The sequence below is a fragment of the Paenibacillus sp. EZ-K15 genome (genome assembly GCF_002573715.1).
Taxonomy (GTDB): Bacteria; Bacillota; Bacilli; order Paenibacillales; family Paenibacillaceae; genus Paenibacillus_AQ.
The window spans coordinates 1-17,866 of the sequence record NZ_PDHM01000001.1 but is presented as its reverse complement, the minus strand read 5'-3'; the positions used below and the strand labels follow the sequence as shown (position 1 = coordinate 17,866).

General features: G+C 48.2%; 20 protein-coding genes and 1 riboswitch. Of the genes, 2 read left to right on the top strand and 18 right to left on the bottom strand.

The features are described from left to right. Nucleotides 1-7: 7 nt before the first annotated feature. The 7 genes from veg to CRG97_RS00070 all read right to left on the bottom strand — a co-directional run bounded on the left by veg (nt 8) and on the right by CRG97_RS00070 (nt 7,236). Nucleotides 8-283, bottom strand: coding sequence for a biofilm formation stimulator Veg (gene veg / locus CRG97_RS00100; RefSeq protein WP_006207415.1), 276 nt, complete (start codon nt 281-283; stop codon nt 8-10). 289 nt (nt 284-572) lie between these two features. Beyond that, nucleotides 573-1,475 (bottom strand): sporulation peptidase YabG, encoded by a 903-nt coding sequence (gene yabG, locus CRG97_RS00095; RefSeq protein WP_098741216.1) that lies wholly within the window; start codon nt 1,473-1,475, stop codon nt 573-575. Nucleotides 1,476-1,588: 113 nt separating this feature from the next. Next, complete coding sequence (gene rsmA, locus CRG97_RS00090; RefSeq protein WP_098741215.1) at nt 1,589-2,473, bottom strand: 16S rRNA (adenine(1518)-N(6)/adenine(1519)-N(6))-dimethyltransferase RsmA; 885 nt, start codon at nt 2,471-2,473, stop codon at nt 1,589-1,591. Continuing rightward, a complete protein-coding gene (gene rnmV / locus CRG97_RS00085; protein ID WP_098741214.1) occupies nt 2,470-3,021 on the bottom strand; it encodes a ribonuclease M5 in 552 nt (183 codons plus the stop codon). The genes rsmA and rnmV overlap by 4 nt, the downstream gene beginning before the upstream one ends. 186 nt (nt 3,022-3,207) lie before the next feature. Next, nucleotides 3,208-4,395: a 3D domain-containing protein gene (locus tag CRG97_RS00080; RefSeq protein ID WP_098741213.1), complete on the bottom strand. Its 1,188-nt coding sequence runs from the start codon at nt 4,393-4,395 to the stop codon at nt 3,208-3,210. Nucleotides 4,396-4,666: 271 nt separating this feature from the next. Then, nucleotides 4,667-4,881: riboswitch (cyclic di-AMP (ydaO/yuaA leader) on the bottom strand. Between the two features lie 205 nt (nt 4,882-5,086). Continuing rightward, a complete protein-coding gene (locus CRG97_RS00075; protein ID WP_098741212.1) occupies nt 5,087-5,851 on the bottom strand; it encodes a TatD family hydrolase in 765 nt (254 codons plus the stop codon). A 95-nt stretch (nt 5,852-5,946) separates the two neighbouring features. Continuing rightward, nucleotides 5,947-7,236, bottom strand: a complete 1,290-nt coding sequence (locus tag CRG97_RS00070) for an HD domain-containing protein (RefSeq protein WP_098741211.1) — start codon at nt 7,234-7,236, stop codon at nt 5,947-5,949. Between the two features lie 322 nt (nt 7,237-7,558). On the opposite strand from CRG97_RS00070, the gene CRG97_RS00065 reads away from it, so the two are divergent. Then, entirely contained in the window at nt 7,559-7,813 is a 255-nt protein-coding gene (locus CRG97_RS00065) for an AbrB/MazE/SpoVT family DNA-binding domain-containing protein (protein ID WP_006207408.1), read from the top strand. A gap of 271 nt (nt 7,814-8,084) precedes the next feature. Here CRG97_RS00065 and rsmI read toward each other — a convergent pair whose 3' ends face one another. From rsmI to CRG97_RS00015, 10 genes are all read right to left on the bottom strand, one after another. Beyond that, nucleotides 8,085-8,975, bottom strand: a complete 891-nt coding sequence (gene rsmI, locus CRG97_RS00060) for a 16S rRNA (cytidine(1402)-2'-O)-methyltransferase (RefSeq protein WP_098741210.1) — start codon at nt 8,973-8,975, stop codon at nt 8,085-8,087. Continuing rightward, entirely contained in the window at nt 8,972-9,739 is a 768-nt protein-coding gene (locus tag CRG97_RS00055) for a tRNA1(Val) (adenine(37)-N6)-methyltransferase (RefSeq protein ID WP_098741209.1), read from the bottom strand. The genes rsmI and CRG97_RS00055 overlap by 4 nt, the downstream gene beginning before the upstream one ends. Before the next feature lie 201 nt (nt 9,740-9,940). Further along, complete coding sequence (gene yabA / locus CRG97_RS00050; protein WP_098741208.1) at nt 9,941-10,309, bottom strand: DNA replication initiation control protein YabA; 369 nt, start codon at nt 10,307-10,309, stop codon at nt 9,941-9,943. A 32-nt stretch (nt 10,310-10,341) separates the two neighbouring features. Next, the gene (locus CRG97_RS00045; RefSeq protein ID WP_071221096.1) at nt 10,342-11,142 is read right to left on the bottom strand and encodes a PSP1 domain-containing protein; all 801 of its coding nucleotides are present in this window, start codon (nt 11,140-11,142) and stop codon (nt 10,342-10,344) included. Between the two features lie 56 nt (nt 11,143-11,198). After that, nucleotides 11,199-12,185 carry a DNA polymerase III subunit delta' gene (gene holB / locus CRG97_RS00040; protein ID WP_098741207.1) on the bottom strand — a complete coding sequence of 329 codons (987 nt, stop codon included), beginning with the start codon at nt 12,183-12,185 and terminating at the stop codon, nt 11,199-11,201. 82 nt (nt 12,186-12,267) lie between these two features. Then, on the bottom strand, nt 12,268-12,711 hold the full coding sequence (locus tag CRG97_RS00035) for a YaaR family protein (RefSeq protein ID WP_076326561.1): 444 nt from the start codon (nt 12,709-12,711) through the stop codon (nt 12,268-12,270). A 335-nt stretch (nt 12,712-13,046) separates the two neighbouring features. Then, complete coding sequence (locus CRG97_RS00030) at nt 13,047-13,376, bottom strand: cyclic-di-AMP receptor (RefSeq protein WP_006207400.1); 330 nt, start codon at nt 13,374-13,376, stop codon at nt 13,047-13,049. A gap of 64 nt (nt 13,377-13,440) precedes the next feature. Next, a complete protein-coding gene (gene tmk, locus CRG97_RS00025) occupies nt 13,441-14,085 on the bottom strand; it encodes a dTMP kinase (protein WP_098741247.1) in 645 nt (214 codons plus the stop codon). An 89-nt stretch (nt 14,086-14,174) separates the two neighbouring features. Continuing rightward, nucleotides 14,175-15,842, bottom strand: coding sequence for an aminotransferase class I/II-fold pyridoxal phosphate-dependent enzyme (locus CRG97_RS00020; RefSeq protein WP_098741206.1), 1,668 nt, complete (start codon nt 15,840-15,842; stop codon nt 14,175-14,177). A 139-nt stretch (nt 15,843-15,981) separates the two neighbouring features. After that, nucleotides 15,982-16,167, bottom strand: coding sequence for a sigma factor G inhibitor Gin (locus CRG97_RS00015; RefSeq protein WP_071221101.1), 186 nt, complete (start codon nt 16,165-16,167; stop codon nt 15,982-15,984). Nucleotides 16,168-16,399: 232 nt separating this feature from the next. Here CRG97_RS00015 and CRG97_RS00010 point away from each other — a divergent pair, with 232 nt between their 5' ends. Beyond that, nucleotides 16,400-16,921, top strand: a complete 522-nt coding sequence (locus CRG97_RS00010; protein WP_098741205.1) for a hypothetical protein — start codon at nt 16,400-16,402, stop codon at nt 16,919-16,921. 81 nt (nt 16,922-17,002) lie between these two features. Here CRG97_RS00010 and CRG97_RS00005 read toward each other — a convergent pair whose 3' ends face one another. Next, the gene (locus tag CRG97_RS00005; protein WP_098741204.1) at nt 17,003-17,440 is read right to left on the bottom strand and encodes a hypothetical protein; all 438 of its coding nucleotides are present in this window, start codon (nt 17,438-17,440) and stop codon (nt 17,003-17,005) included. Between the last annotated feature and the right edge of the window lie 426 nt (nt 17,441-17,866).

The window sequence follows — 17,866 nt, the reverse complement described above, 5'->3', positions numbered from 1 at the left end:
CATATCGTTATGACTTGATATAGGTGATTCGCATCTCGTTGTCATCACCGGTTACCATGATTTCCACGGTTTCGGTCAGAATATCGGCATAACTGTAGGACACACGTTTAAAAGTTTGCTGGTCTTGATCCAGCTTCACAATGAAAACAGAAGGGTACGTTTCTTCCAAAACACCAGTACGCTCGACGGTCTTCCGACGGCCACCGTTAGCCCGAAGCGTAATTTTTTGCCCTAAATGGGCATCGAGACTGCGTTTGATTTCCAACAGCGCGTTTTTAGCCATTGTCGACGACCACCTCTTTCCTTGTCCATTATACAAAAGATTCAGTCATTTGTCAATTCAAAAACATTAATTATATCAGCATCAAAAATATATTGTCAACGTATTTTTTTTGACCCTGTATTTCTCGTGTGCATTTGCTTTAATATGCGCTAAATTGACAAGCTTTATGTATTTTTTTTGACAACTTTCTTAAAGAATTGAAACAAAAAATAAAAAAACCCCAACTTGTGGGGTTCTTCTCGGTTCTTTCTCCAACGGCCGATACGCCTCTTTTAGAACGCAATATGAGCTAACTGACCGAAGGCGTAACCTTCAACGTGGACAAATCCTGCAGCTTGGGCAGACCGATCCGGTAGCTGCCTCTCGTCTCGATTCCGCCCACGCCCTGGCTGCCGCTGATCGTATGATGAACGACATCATGGATGTTGACGGTATCCCTGACTGACGTATAGGCTGCCTTAGCGGCAACGTAGACGGGATCCAGCGCATGGATGAGGATTCGCCCTGGCGAGCTGGCAAAATTGGCTCCCGCCTGCAGCAGCGCTTCAAAATGCGATTGGCACGCTCCGGCCACGATGATCAGGGAATCCAAATTCCGCTCATATTGACGCGCTACCTGAATGGCCGTGACGAAGTTGTGTGAATTCTTATAGCTGTCCAGGCTATATAAATCGTATGGCTGTCGTCTCTTCAGAACTCCATCATGACCTGTAATCACCACGATATCAGGTCTTACCCGCGGAAGAAGACGATATAATGAATCGGCCATCCCCGACTCATTGATATAATGGCCTTCCGCTGGGACCCGAAGCTGATTGTACAAGGTCAAACTCTTCTTCAGGTATTGGGGATCCCCATCCAAATGCAGCACCTTGCCTGGGACGTCAAAATATCCTTTATCCGCAAGCTGGCCGCCTTCGATATTGCGCAGGCTGGCCAGTTGACGCTCGCTCTGCTCCTGTCTGTGCTTCTGCAGGCGGTCCAGCGACTCATTGGCTTTGATCTGTGCCTGCTTTGTTCGTTCGCTTAAGGTGGGATGCGGGACCGTGACCAGATCATCAACGGGAGCATCGGCCAGTAACCGGAATTCCGTCCCTTTGATGACGATATTATTATTTTGCCGCATGCCTTCTACCCGGAACGTTACATCGCCGCCGTAGGATTTACGAACGACCAAGTCTCCCAAGTTCATCACAACATCACCCCTACCCTATGGTATGGGCCACTGTGACTATTGGTTCTTGCGAAACATCAATTTATCGCGTTGAGACCTTCGCGGGCCCTATGGGCTCTCTAATGGCTGTATTAACGAATATCCGCGTTGTACAATATGTTGCTGAGCCGGGCATACTCTTCAATACTAAGGGTCTCACCGCGCCGTGAAGGCTCGATGCCCGCCTCCTGGAGCAGCTGCTCCAGCCGTTCACGGCCTTCTCCCGGAAAGAACCGGCTCTTCAGATTGTTGGCAATCGTCTTCCTCCGCTGTGCAAAAGACGCCTGGACCACCTCGAAGAAGAATCCTTCATCTTCTACGCTGACAGGAGGCTGTTCCCGGACCGCCAAGCGAATCACGGCCGAAGCGACATTCGGCTGCGGGATAAACACCGTATGCGGCACAATACAGACCAGCTTAGGCTCACTATAATATTGAACGGCAATGCTAAGGCTGCCGTAATCCTTACTTCCCGGCGCCGCTGCCATCCGCTCTGCCACTTCTTTCTGAATCATTACTACGATATTCTCCAGCGGCAGCTTTTCCTCCAGCAACTTCATGAGAATCGGCGTCGTCACATAATACGGCAGATTCGCAACCACACTTACCTTCGATACGCCCGCAAAATCCTGACGGAACAGCTCATGAAGATCCACCTTCAGTACATCCCCATGATGCACCTTCACATTCTCATAGGGCTCCAGGACCTCCCTCAGGATGGGAATCAGGCGCTGATCAATTTCGACCGCGGTGACGGTCCCTGCCGTCTGTGCCAGCTTCTCCGTTAATGCACCGATACCAGGGCCGATCTCAAGCGCTCCCTTATCTTCATCCAGTCCTGCAGCTTCCACAATTTTATACAGAATATTCTGATCAATAAGGAAGTTTTGCCCCAGACTCTTCTTGAAGGAGAATCCATGCCGTGAGATGATCTCCTTCGTCCGTCTCGGTGTTGATATATCCTCGATCCGATTCATTGGCTTACGCCCCCTTCTTCCAGCTGTGCAAGTGCGGCCAGAAATTCTTCACGCGATATTTGAAACATGGCCAGTCGTTTATGGAACTGCTTGCTGTTGCAATAACCGATCCCCAGCAGATTACCCATCGTCATACGCCTTGCCGCCGCCTCCGGGTGAGCCGATAATCCGGCCTCCAGCATGTCCTCCAGACTGATCAGGCTCTCTCCACCCTCGAAGGAGGTATGGACCCGCTCCAGCGCACGCCGTATCGCCTCTGGCGAGGCATTCTCCACGCCGATATCCCCTTTGCGGGTAGCATCCGCTTCCGGAATAAAGGCATGCTTACAGCCGGGTACGCCCTGATCCACGATTTTGCGGATCCGCTCCCCTGCATGGTCAGGATCCGTTAATATGATGACGCCTCTGCGCTCCTGAGCAAGCGCTATGCGTTTCAGGATTTGCTTGTTGATCGCTGATCCGCCCGTTTCGATCGTATCCGCTTCTACGGCCCGTTTAATGGCAACGGTATCGTCTCTGCCTTCCACAACAATCACTTCTTTAATCATGCGTTTGTTCTCTTCCTTCCCAAGCAAAGCCACGCTTGTACAACTTTAGATTCAACCATCTTAGCTCTATATACTCCGTTCTTAACAAAACAAAAGAAGAGGAAATATTCCCTCTTCTTCATCATTATATATTATAAGCTAAATAGTATAGCATTAGAATGGCATTGTAAATTGGAATTCATGCGTCTAGTTCAATTCAGGTTTAACCGGACCGATCACATAAACGGTGCGGCCGCTCTTCCGGCCAAAACTCGTGGCTGATTTGAGTGAATCATAATAAACATCGATTTTGTTGCCTTTGATGGCCCCGCCCGTATCTTCTGCACGACGGAAGCCAATGCCTTCGATATAGACCCACCATCCGATCGGGATGATATTAGGGTCAACGGCGATGGTGCGCCCTTCTGTAACGCGTGTGCCGGATGCAGTGCGTGTACCGATTCCTTGTTGCTCAGAAGAATACGCCGTCATCGACACATTGTTCAATACCTTGTTGTATTTAAAATCAACGCCTGCCCGAGAAACCACGTTGTTCTCAACAGCCTTGGCGGTCGTTACTTTCTTCGTGCCGGACAATTTGGCCGGTGTGGCTTTCACATCGGTGGCTGCCGCCTGAACAATGACGGGCTTCTCCACCTTTTTCGTGCCTACGGCAATAATTTTATCTTTCGTTCTGCGCTCGACTTTTTGGGAGACCTTCGTCTTCGAAACCAGCTTGCCATTGTGGTAGACCTTCTCATAATGGTTCACCATGAGACCGGACTCGCCCCGCTGAATCACGCGGTTATCCCCTCTTTCAAGCGATGGGTCGGCTGTTTTGATCACACGGAATTCCCGGTCTTCCGTCTCCTTAACTTTTTGTTTCGTGACGCGAACGACATGGATATTCATATTGCTGGTCAGCTTCGTATTCTGTGCCGGTTGTACTATATCTTCACCCTGGATCGTAATACCAGCCTCTTTAAGTACATGATCAACCGTATCCTGGGATGTAAATATGGTTTTAGTTGTGCTGCCTACTGTAACTTTAACTGGAATTGCCCGTTCAATGATGATCCGATCTCCATCCTGGATCGCACCGTTTAAAGGCATCGAAATCTGATCCTGAGGACTCAACGTGATCGCTTGCTCATCCAGCAATTCCTGCAGCAATGATCCACGTGTTTCTACTGTGGTGACACGACCATCGACGACAAGCTGAACCTCCTTGCCTGCCTGATCATGTACGACCAACGATATGAGAAGTGATACCGTAACGGCACCCATGGCACCGAGCAACATCAGTTGACGCAAATTGTCATGCTTCCATCTCAATGCGTAAGACATGCTGGATGATTGTGATTCATGGGTTTCTTCAGGTTGAAAAATGCCCACTATTCCATCCTCCTTCATAGTCCCGCCGTCTAGGTAAACGCATGAATGCATTTGACGTGACTATAGCAATTTTTCTCACAAGGCGCCCTGCTATCTATCTACACCCTGCGTCAATTCCCGTCATTTCGTCCATCTACCACCACCCCTTGTTTACCAAGAGTATGATGATCCCTTCTCCATTATTCAAAAATAAAAGAAAGCCAATGAAAGAGTACTAGAGGCTCTAACGTGGCTTCCTGATGATTAGAATCATGGAAATGGTATGCACGAGATTTCCCCTCTTATTTCGCTTACGGAGTTAGCTGTCGGGTTCGGACGTAAGAGAGACGCCCTAGATCCGGATACCCGCTCATGGCGAGATCCTTCAAATTCACCCCAAAGACCCGAAAAAGAAATCAAATACAGCTGCGTGCATTCAGACCAATATGCACGGCGGTATCGGTTCCCCCGTTCTCCAGAATTCCGGAGATTAAGCGAGACGGTTCATGAAATATTCGGCTACGATCTGCACATCGCAGCTTCTTATCACTGAAAAGATGATATCCTGTTTACATGCAGGTTGTAAAGCAACATTCAACCACATTTTCTCATGTAAAAGGTTAAAATATTGTAATATTGACGCCTTTTCTGATTAAAAAACTTTAATTAATCGCGATTGCTCCCTTTTTCATCGCTTTTGCTCTCTTTTTCGTTAAATACCAAATCGTTCCAGTGCATTTTTGGTGGTAATTTGGGCCAATTCCTCATAAGACAACCCTCTAATCTCGGCTGCGGTCTCCGCCACCAATTTCACATAAGCGGTCTCATTTCGTTTCCCACGGAAGGGATGAGGCGTCAGGTAAGGGGAGTCCGTTTCGATCAATAATCGATCCAGCGGAACCTGCGCCAATACCTCTTTGGGCTGCTTTGCATTCTTGAAGGTAATCGGCCCGCCAAATGAAATATGGAATCCCATATCGAGACATATTTTGGCCGTTTCCCAGCTTCCGGAGAAGGAATGCATGACACCGCCCACTTCGGAGGCCTTTTCCTCCCGTAAAATTTTGATGATATCTTCATGCGCATCCCGATTATGAATGACAATCGGCATGTTCAGTTCCCGGGCAAGTCCGATCTGACGCCGAAGCACTCGGTGCTGCACTTCTTTCGGAGACGTATCCCAATGATAGTCCAGGCCGATCTCTCCAATAGCCACCACTTTCTCATGACTGCATAAAGAGGCGATCCAATCCAGGTCCTGATCCTCCATGGTAATCGCATCTACAGGATGCCAGCCCACTGCCGCATATATAAAATCATAAGTCTCTGCCAGCTTCATCGTAGTCGGGATCGTCTCCCGGTTAAATCCGATATTGATCATCCGGGTCACGCCGGCTTCAAGCGCCCGCTGAATTGCTTCCTCCCGGTCTTCGTCGAATTGGGGAGCGTCCATATGAGTGTGCGTGTCGAACAACATAAGATCCACACTCTCCTTCCTGTCGTTTCTGTGTCGTATATCTTCCATTAGCTGGGTAAATTGCAGATGTACCAAGCATTGACTATTCCTCTAGGTTAATGTTGTTGTTTAAAAACACCGGCTATCTTCTCCGGCATCTGAGCCAGCAGCGGAGTCACTTTCTCTTCCGGATAATAAAGATGGTACCGTCCTTTATGAATACCGCTGATCGAGCGTACAATATCGGATACCTCCGAGATTTCCTTCAGCTCATCATGCCGATCCAGAAGCAGAATCTGTTTCTCGTTAAGCGGCATATCGGAATGAACTTTATCATAAGGAAGATCGGTTGGAAAATCAATCTCCAGGTCATATTCCGGATGTAATCCCACGGCACGGAACGCTTGGCGTATCCCGTCGATGGTTTCCAGATCAATATTGTCGATTTCTACATATTTGTAGAGCTTTCGGTGCATGAAACGACCGCATAATTCGCTAAGAAGCTTGTCTTCCTCCTCCGTCCATTGCAGAAAGGCCGTTTGGATCAGGGCTTCATCCAGACGCAGGTATTGATTCACGTCAATATGGCCCGCAAACAACGCAGGAAGCGGTTCGACCATGAACCGAAAAGCATATCCGCTGTCATGCAGTTCCTTTGCCCGACGAAAGATTTGGCGCAGGATGATCTCGGAGCTTCGGGTGACGGGATGAAAATATACCTGCCAGTACATCTGATACCGTGACATCAGGTAATCCTCCACTGCGTGCATGCCCGATTCCTTCACAACGACCCGATCGCGGTATGGCCGCAGCATCCGCAAGATCCGGTCAATATCAATCGTTCCATAATTAACTCCCGTATAATACGCATCCCTTAGCAAATAATCCATCCGGTCTGCATCCAGCGGACTAGTGACCAGATTTATCACAATCGGCTTATCGTAGGTTTTGTTAATCACGGAAGCCACTTTCTCGGGGAAATCCGCTCCGAGCTCTCGCAGTACCTGATTGACGCAAGTATCCCCGAGCAGGATCCGGCATGTCCAATCCTCGTGATTCATATGAAAAGCTTCTTCTATAGAATGAGAAAAAGGGCCATGCCCCAAATCATGCAGCAGAGCCGCGCAGAGCGCAACTTGCCTTTCCTCGGCAGGCCAATCGGAATACCCCCTCCGTTCGAATTGAGAGATGATTCTTCTCGTAATTTCATAGACTCCCAGTGAATGGGAGAATCGGCTGTGTTCGGCCCCGTGAAAGGTCAGAAAAGAGGTCCCAAGCTGTCTAACCCGGCGGAGCCGCTGGAATTCCGGGGTATCGATTAATCGCCAGATGATGTCGTCTTGCACATGAATATAATTGTGGACGGGATCCTTAAACACTTTTTCTTCCGAAATTGGTGAATGCATTCCATCTCAACTCCTTATCGTTTCGATTGGGTTTTAGCCGATAAACACTTCTTTTGACATCTGATGTCGAACCATGTCGAATAAGGGAAAATTACGCTTTCCAAATCGACAAATCAAAAAACGCAGCAATAATTGGTTCTATTATGGTAATTACGTTGCTATATAAGGGTTTTGTTCACTATACTTTCGTAAATAGGTTCCGATTTTTCAAAAATATAGGTTGACTGTTTTGGGAATCGTTGGTACTATAAATAACATAAAAACTAGAACTATGTCGAATTATGACTTTTTTAAATTATGGCGAGAGGGGCATTTATAAGTTATGATGAAATCAACAGGAATTGTAAGGAAAGTCGATGAGCTTGGACGGGTCGTCATTCCGATCGAATTACGCCGTACGCTCGGAATTGGTGAGAAAGATGCATTGGAGATTTATGTAGACGGCGAACGCATCATGCTTAAGAAATATGAGCCTGCCTGCATCTTCTGTGGTAACGCTGAGAATGTCACTTACTTCAAAGGTAAAATTGTTTGCCATGAATGTATCTCGGAAATCCCTACACCTGTGACAAATTAAGATTTTTAGTATATAATAGCATTATTACATTTTGTTAATTCTAACCTTTTTCATATCTCCTTGGTGCCTTCCTCGGCTATGAACCCGGCCGCAGGAGGGTCTTTTTTTGAGATTAAAGACAATTTATAAGTTTTCAGCGAAGCGTAAGCCATTCTTTAGTCTCATTTATTGGTTTTGGGGCCCCGCAAAGTATTTGGAATAAGCATCGAAGCATAGGCTCCACTTTGTGGGGCTATTTTGTTATCCCCCTGCACCAAGTTAAGTATTATCACTACTCCGTCAGGAGCGCATTATAGATATCCCGCTTCGATACACCGCGATCACCCGCGGTTTTTTTCATGGCATCCTTGCGGCTTAGTCCTTCCCGCTCATAATGTTCCACATGCTCCTCCAGCGAAAGCTCCTGCCACCAGGCATTTTTCTCCTTCAGCTCCTCTTCTGCACTACCGGCTTCCACCACCAAACAATATTCCCCCAACGGCGGATGTTCCGCGAGCCAGTCCAGGCATTCGGAAATGCTCCCGCGCAAGAATTCCTCATAGCGTTTAGTCAGTTCACGAGCCAAGGTCACCTTCCGATTTCCCAGTACCTCCTGCAAGATCTCCAGCGTCTTTTTCACGCGATGCGGAGATTCATAAAATAATAGCGTTCCCTGCGCCGATTGCAAAGCTTGCAGCTGCTCAACGATATCTTTACGCTCCCGCGGCAAAAAGCCGATAAACGTGAATCGTTCGGTCGGCAAACCCGATACGATTAAGGCAGAAAGAGCGGCATTGGCCCCCGGGATCGGAATAACCGAAATTCCCGCCTCAATCGCAAGTGAAACCAGATCACTGCCAGGGTCCGAAATCGCCGGCAGACCGGCGTCGCTGACGAGTGCCACATTTTTTCCTTCTATTATATAACGTATAATTTCAGGTCCGCTGGCCGCCTTATTATGCTCGTGATAACTAAACAGCGGCTTAGCCGGAATTTCGAAATGGGTCAACAGCTTGCGTGACTGCCGTGTATCCTCTGCCGCAATAATATCGCATTCCTGGAGGATGCGTACAGCGCGATAGGTCATGTCCTCCAAATTACCAATCGGTGTTGCCACCAAATACAGAGAACCCGGGCTTCCCTCTCCCTGATCGGCATAACTCTGTTGCACAAGATTTCTCATTCTTTCATCTCATCCTTATGTGTTCCATAGTAAATTTCCATAAAATCCGGTCCGTAGTTTCCTTGCTCATCATATACGATCAGTGGGGGCTTCAGCCGAACCTCGGGCTTCCCGTCCCGAATACCCTCGATAAGCACCATGTTTGCTTCCATATTCACGCGCGGATGGACAAATCGAATGACTTTGGGTTCGATCCGGTATTTGCTCATCAAGGTGATGATCTCCGCTAGTCGTAGGGGCTTGTGGACCATGCTCATCTTTCCGCCTTGTCGAAGCAGCTTTGCACAGGATTCAATCACTTCCTCGAGCGTACAGTGGATTTCATGCCTGGCAATCGCCTGGTGCTCATTCAGCTTCAAGTCGCTGCCATTCATCGGCATATAAGGCGGGTTGACCGTAATCAGGTCGTACGCTCCATATCCTTGTTCCTTGTATAGTTCCCGCAGATCGCCCTCATGGATCGTGATCTGGTCCTGGAGATTATTCATCTCGACGCTCCGTCTGGCCATGTCCGCAAGTCTGGGCTGAATCTCAATCCCCTCGATCAGTGCACCTGTACGAGTCGACAGCAGGATTGGAACAACCCCGTTTCCCGTGCACATATCCAAAATACGGCCCCTGCGCGGTATGCTGGCAAACCTGGCGAGCAGGACGGCGTCCATGGAAAAGCTGAATACCTCCTCACTCTGGATGATGCCAAGCTCATGGGTGAGCAGATCATCAATCCGCTCGGATGATTGCAATAACACTTCTTTCAATTTCATAGTTTCAACCCTTTATCTCCAAAATTCCAAACACGCGTTTTTGGTGTATCGGCTCTCTACATAGTACCTGATAAAATGAAATACACAAAAGGCTGCTCTTCACATTGCATGACAAGCAGCCGGTATTTGTTCAATCGCGATCCTTACAGTATAACCTTTCCATTCTAGAAAAAAACCGTAGGCAGTTTCTCCTACGGCTTCTTATTTATTCAAAAAAGACAAGCAGAACAGGCAATCCCCTTCCGTCCGCAGATGTCCATAATAGACATTGCAGATGTGGAAGCCTTCATGATACAGCCGGGCCAGGTTATCATACCCCTCGCCGACCACATCTTCATGTTCCTCATCCTTCACATGAGGCTGAGGTTGTAAAGCCACTGGGTTTTCCAATTCTGCCGGATTGACTTCCCGCTTTAAAATTTTCCGGAGCTGTTCATTTTCAAGACTGAGGCGATGGTTCTCTTCCAGCAGTTCCTTGATGACCAGCTTAAGTCCACCCAGTTCACTGTGTATATTTCCCATCTGTGTTTCCAACTCTTGAATGAGCACAAAAATGTTTTTCTTCTCCAAGTCTACACCCCGAAAATAAACATTCTATTGGACTATTTGATGACAACGTCGTCCATTGGAAGTTCCTTAACCTTTCCAATTTCAAACAGTTGAACATGAACCGTCCGCTTATCCGCATTCAGTCCGACTACTTTGCCTTCTCCAAGCGAAGTAACGACCATTTTCCCAGCGGATGGAAGCTCTTCTTTCACGCTTTCATAATTATCATGCTCAAACTTCAGGCAGCACATCAATCTTCCGCATAGCCCAGAAATTTTAGTCGGATTGAGCGATAGGCTTTGATCCTTTGCCATCTTGATCGATACCGGCTCAAAATCACCAAGCCATGAGGAACAGCACAGTACGCGTCCGCAAGGTCCAAGACCGCCGAGCATTTTCGCTTCATCACGAACTCCAATCTGGCGAAGTTCGATTCTTGTACGGAATATACTGGCCAGATCCTTGACCAGTTCACGGAAATCCACACGGCCTTCGGCCGTGAAGTAGAAAATGATTTTGTTGCGGTCAAACGTAAATTCCACATCAACCAGTTTCATTTTCAGTTCGTGATCCCGAATTTTATTTAAACAGGTGGTGAATGCATCCTTGGCCGCTTGTTTGTTCTCTTCAACCACACGGGCATCAGAATCACCCGCGATCCGAATGACCTTCTTGAGTGGAAGGACAACGTCCGATTCACCGACCTCCTTCTTTCCTATCACAACTTGACCATACTCAATGCCTCTCGCGGTTTCCACAATGACGGATTGTTCCTTCTCCACGGGCAAGTCGAGCGGATCAAAGTAATATATTTTGCCCGCTTTCTTAAAACGGACACCTACTACACTGTACAAAAATAAACCCCCTTGTGCCTGTACATAATGGCCATTCTGCGGGCCTGGGGGTGTGCTCACGCCGGAGTGTTACCGCCCAAACCCATCAATAACTGCTCTAAACTGAGCTGTCCATTGACATTATAGCGTAACTTCTTCTGACACTCTGCGGCCAAATCCATGTATGACACCCACTGTGCTGTGCTGCGGGCTGATGCATGACCAGAGATATACTCTGCCTGATCTATGAAAACGAGAGACTCTTTCCTTCCATACTGGACATGGATCATGTCCTTAAACCATAAATGAAACATACTGAACAATAGGTCCAGATGATCAGAGAGCTCGGTTTTGAACACTTTTTGACTCGCTGTGATAATTGCTGAGCCACTGCGGTTCAAAGACTCCTTCCCTAATTGTAACACTAGGTTTCTAATTTCTGCAAACCAATTCTCACTCAATATTTTCCTGCAGTCATCAAGTCCTGACGAAAGATGAACTGCGCAGCGTACAAGTGCGGCAGGATAACCTTCCCCTACAAGAACCTTCTCCATCATCTGCGGATCCAAAGCCCGGAACGGAACCTGCTGGGATCTCGATTGAATGGTAGGCAGAAGGGCTTGTCCATTCTCGGCAATCAGAATAGCTACAGCCGGCGCCTGGGGTTCCTCCAGAAATTTCAGCAGACTGTTGGCTGCCTGCGTGGTCATCTTCTCCGCCCGGTCAATAATATAGACTTTGGGATTTCGATTCTCCGATCGATAGGAGAATATACGCTGAAGATCACGGATCTGATCAATCTTAATGCTGGCTCCATCAGGCTCAACCAACGTCAGATCGGGATGATTTCCATGATCTACCTTGCGGCATTCCAAACACTGCCCGCAGGCATCGTCTTCAAGTTCCGTACAAAACAATGCCTTGGCAAACGTAAGCGCCGTCTGCATCTGTCCGGCACCATGGGGGCCGCTAAACAGATAGGCATGACTGACCGCATTACGGCGCAAGGCATTTTGCAGCAGTTGCTTCGCAGTCTCTTGACCTACGATATCATTAAAAGACATAAGTCCTCACTTTCTATCAATCCTCATGATCCTCCATGACTTAGCAGTCATGAATCACGATACGCTTCCTTGCTTCTTGCGACTAGAATACAAGATTGATCAGCATGCCTCGAATTTCTCCAACCTTGTTCAATAGATCAATTCTCCCCTGCTCCGTATCCAGCAGTTCATCCGCCATCGCGAGCAGCGCAGAATCGACTTCATCAATTACATTATAACGCTTGCCGCGTCCCCGGCGGTCCCAGCCGCGCGTTTCCTTCATTTTTACACCGCGACGCACCGTTTCCTCCAGGAATCGGCGAACCATCAATTTATACGCTTTTAGCTCCCGAACGGTCATCACTTTTGCCAAGCGATCGCCTTGCATTGCAATTTCACGCATTTGACGACTCAGCTCTTCATGGGTCGCGCGTTCTCCCTGCTGCTGCATCATATCCGAGAACGATCGCTGCTGAATCGGTCTGGCGTTGCCATCCGGCACCGTGAGTTCACTTTTCATGGGCCGAAAGCCCGGATTGATTTTCATCTGATCCACCGCCTTTTGCGTATTCTTTGCATCTAATAAAACGGAGGCACCTGGTACGTTCATATCGAACAAACCTATGCCTCACGTGAACGTACCTTGAAATGGTTTGCTTGTCAAGCGATTCATCGATAATTATCGATAAATTGGGTGATTTTCCGGAATCCATCGAGATCATCCATCTATTAAAATCATCTCCCGAGTGCGGCGATCTACGGTAACTATTTTTATTATGATACAGAAGTGCTTCAGAAGACTTTGGTTACAGGAGAACACAGCCGTCAAATATCCCAATAAAAACATCCGTTACGTAACTATCGCAGATCCAGAAAATGAATTTAGAAATGCTCGAATCGTTCTACAGGGAGGACAAACACCGTTGCGCCACCAACCTGTACTTCGACCGGAAGCGGCAAATAGGAATCGGTTGTACCACTCATTGGGGTTACCGGAGTGACCAGCTGTTCACGAACCTTACAGCTTGTGCGAATGACGCTGAGCACACTTTCAACCTGTGAATCGTCTACCCCGATCATAAAGGTGGTGTTCCCCGCCTTCAAGAAGCCGCCTGTACTTGCAAGCTTTGTTGCCCGAAAATTAGCTTTGACCAATGCGGCGGAGAGACGGTTGCTATCTTTATCCTGGACAATCGCAACAATCAATTTCATGGTAAACCCTCCTTGTTTATTTGGACATCATATGTCCTTAACACTACTTATTTGACAAACAATCTCAAAAATCCTTTAATATCGCGTCTTCCAAGTGACGAATCATTTCTCTTTCCACCTGAGCCGGCGTCTTGGAAGCATCCACAATGCGAATTCGATCCGGATTACGCTCTGCTACCAATAGATAGCCTTCCCTAACCTTCTCGTGAAATGCCATGTTCTCCATATCCAGCCGATTTAATTCCCGTTCTGCATTCGCCGTGATCCGTGACATGCCAATCTTCGGCTCCACATCGAACAACAGCGTTAGATCCGGCATGCGGGTATCGATCGCAAATTGATTGATGTTCCATACTTCCTCCATGCCCAGTCCGCGTGCATATCCCTGGTAAACCAGACTGCTGTCCACGAATCGGTCACACAGCACAGTCAAGCCCTGACTCAAAGCTGGCTCCACCTTCTCCACAAGATGCTGGCGGCGAGCTGCCGCATACAACAATGCTTCTGTGCGTGCATCCATCGCGGTATGCTCTGGATCGAGAATAATGGAGCGGATCTTCTCTGCAATCTCAATGCCGCCGGGCTCGCGTGTAATCAGATACGGGATCGAATGATTCTGCATAAAAGCGGCGAGTCTGCCCATCATGGTCGTTTTACCGGATCCGTCTCCTCCTTCGATGGTAATAAATAGTGGTCTGCGATTATTCATAGCGTATCCTGCTTTCATCATTTGTTGATCGTGGAGCTCGATATTATACGCTCCGGTATATTTACCCGCATATAGTGGAGTCTCTTCCTTCACGTTTCCTTATAAACGACAATGGTTTGCAGCGCTGGATCGGATATCCCCTGGCATTTCGCCCCTGCATTCCTTAATTCCATGAGCCTCTGTTTCATTCCCGCTGAGATGTCTTCACCTGGGTATAAGATCGGTATACCTGGCGGATAGGGAATAACCATCTCCGCTGCCTTACGCCCAGCACTCTTCTCTAACGGCACCGATTCTAACCTCTCCCTGTCAATCGGCTTCAGTGAGAAAGGAATTGGGGCCGAATAAGGAATCTTCGGGAGCAAATTGTTCCACGTGGAAACATCGGAGACTGGTCTTGCTTCAGTTAACAACTTAGCATCGACATCGAAATGGATAGAATCCATATTCTTGTGGGCTACTCGCGGCTCATAACTCATGAAATCCCCCTGATCCCGCAATGTCCGGATCAGTAATTCCGTGCTCTCTGCCGTAGTGCCTGATTCGGTTCCGATCCCTTCTGTCTTCTCCCCCTGCTCTACAATATGCACAAGAGCCCATAAGACGTGATTCGCATCTTCCCGAGTGGATCCCAGCGTAAACAATAAGACGACGTGCAACTCGTCGCTCATCTCCGGCACACAGCCGCGCGCCTCTAGCTCGCGCTGGAGTGCATACCCGCTCAGGGACCCGGTGCGGTCATATATGACCGCCTTGAACGGGTCTTGGCGGGTATACGCCGCTGCGGCTGTGCCCGCGGCGTGGCCCCCGGGCTGCCGCGGCTGCAGCAGCCCGAAGCGCGGCAGCTTCGCGAGGCCGCGCCGGAAGGCCTCCACGGCGGCCAGGCCAGCCGTGAAGGCGTCTGCGCCCTGCGTGTGCAGCAGGCGCCGCGCCAAGTCCAGCGAAGCCATGAGCGGGTACGAGGGGCTGGAGCTCTGCACCATGGCCAGCCGCTGGCGCAGCAGGCTGCGGTCGAGCAGTCCGCCCTGTACATGCAGCATGGCTCCCATCGTCATGGCGGCTAACATCTTGTGTGTGGATTGAACCACACCATCCGCGCCGCATGACAAAGCGTTCATCGGCAGCTGAGGGTGCTGTCCATAATGAGCTCCATGCGCTTCATCCACGAGTAGTGGAATGCCGAACTCATGGCAAGCTTTCGCGAGCGGCCTTAAGTCGCTCCCCATCCCGTAGTAGTTCGGCATCGTGATGATCGCCCCCCGGGCCTCTGGATAAGCCTCAAGAGCCGCTACGAGTGTAGCTGCAGAGGGAGCAACGGCTAAACCGCTCTGCTTGTCCAGCTCCGGTTGAAGAAACACCGCCCTTGCACCGGCCAGCATCAATCCGTTCAACACGGACTTATGTACGTTCCGCTGTACAAGCACGATATCGCCAGGTTCACGGCAAACCGTCAGAACTAGTGCCAAATTGCCGGCTGTACTCCCGCCCACCAGGAAGAAGCTTTCCTCTGCACCAAAACAATCTGCGGCCAGTTCCTGTGCTTCCTGAATAACGCCTTCAGGATGAAATAAATCATCGGTTCCGGTAATTTCCGTCACATCAATGCGCATGGCCTCTCGCAGCATCTCCGTAGTCTTACCTTCTCCTGTATATGCCCTGCCATTTTTATGACCAGGTACATGAAAAGATGAAGCCCCACGTTCTCGATACAACATTAAAGCCTCTGCTAGTGGGGCACGCTCTCTATGTGTAGTCATCGATATATCCCTTCGGATTACATTCTCTAACCTATTTTAACGCAATTTGAAACCTACGCCTACGTCTCCATGCACGGAAAGTCCCCTCTAAACAAAAAAAGGCCTTTTATTCAGGCCCATTTGACGCGTGTACCCGCGCCTATGCATTTTTCGGCATGGCAATTTGTTTTAATTGACGGATGAAAAAATGATATTTGGCATCTTCCGCGCTGGTATGAACGATTTCGGATTCACATTCCTCGCATACGAATTGCGAAACAATGGTAATCCCCTCTGTCTTCGTCTGATTGCATATGATACACACGTGTTCGGTCAATTCTTCCATAACCATCCCACCTTGATCCTTTTCCTATTAGTATGACACAGTTTCTATTATTTTAAACCTTTTCATAGGATATCGGTCTACGCTTTATGTATATGTACCCCTTGGTGGCCTTGTGTCTGTACCTTTTTTTTCAGCTTAATAAAAATATGATTTTGTCCGATAAAAACATAAAAGACTTAAATTTCCCGTCTATCGTAATTTACTTCTACTTAAAGGGGGACAGTATAGCCCAATGGCAGATCCACATGGTCAAGCCACCTTTTATCACTATCGATTAATTAAGAAAATCCAACTTTCCAAAAGCTTGCTCATCCTCTACTTAACTCTGCCTTGGCTTGCTGCGGCTGCAGGGACATTTTGGGTGTCACCGTATTTCCTGCTCTATCTGCTAATCGCCTTTCCGCTTATGTTATGGATCCAATATGTCGTTGGGCACACCGTGCTCGTCCTATTGGGAACAAGCTACCGGAAACGTTGGCGCTTCCGTCTGAGGTTGCCTTGGCTTGGTTATATACCGGATCAACACGTCAGCCGTCGCGTATTTAATTTAGTGCAGTTCTATACCTGTTGGGTAGGGATTGTCTTAAGCGCTATCATGGCCTTCTGGTCACCGCTGCCTTTTGCCATCACGCTTCTGGTCTGGCATCTATGGTTTCTTCTCCCGCGCGGCTATACCATGCTGCGTCTGAGCGGCCAGCGTAAAGATGGCATGTTGAAAATGAATGAGCAGGACATCTCCTACTACCTGCAATAATGTTAGGGTCCTGCGTCCATCACTACATAGCGCTGTTTCATCAATGAATAAAGACCTCATTCCGAAGTCGGGAAGAGGTCTTTATTCATTGGCTTTATTGCTTTCTAATCCTTGTATGGCTTGTTTTTTAAGCTGAGTCGGAACCGTAATTATAAGAAAATCGTCATGTACCGATAGGTGGACGATACTTTTCCCTTTTTCAAATACTAACGAAGAACCGTTATCTTCAACTTCCTTCTGCTTCCATCCCCAGGACTCAATCTCTTCCAAGTAAGCTTCAGGAATGCTGTCGCTTTCCTTCAAGCCAGGAAGCGCATACCGTACATAATCCAAGTCACTATTGCCTGTTGTTTGCTCCGTTTTATTTGCTTCCTTCGGAACCGGGAATGACTTCACATTCGCCGCGCCGTCAAAGGTTTTCCAGCTTGGTTCGGTGGATGCCCCACATCCGGATCCGATCAACAATATCGTAACCGCACAGATCATCTCTGCCACATGCAGACCACGTTTAAACAACATGTAATTGTCCTCCTTCCCCCACAATAACCGGTCTCCAGATGAGTATTCGTAGTTGGTTGGTTAATGGAGAGCCTTCCAATCAGGCCTTATTTCCTACAGCCTGCGCAAATCGGTAATCACTACCCGATTTTGCCTAATTCTATTATACTGATTTTTGGCATGGTATCGGTAACAAAATCTTCATCTGTTTACGTCAATTTTATGATCATGTTATATAACAGAGAAGCTGCTGACATCACGCTGCAGCATATATCCTTAGTCGGACAATCTCTAAATCTGCATTTCATCTAAATATCCAAAAATACAATTCTCATAAAAAACAAATAAAAACCACCATCGATTACATCGACAGTGGTTTTTCGCTTGGCGACGTCCTACTCTCCCGGGACCCTTCGGTCCAAGTACCATCGGCGCTGGAAGGCTTAA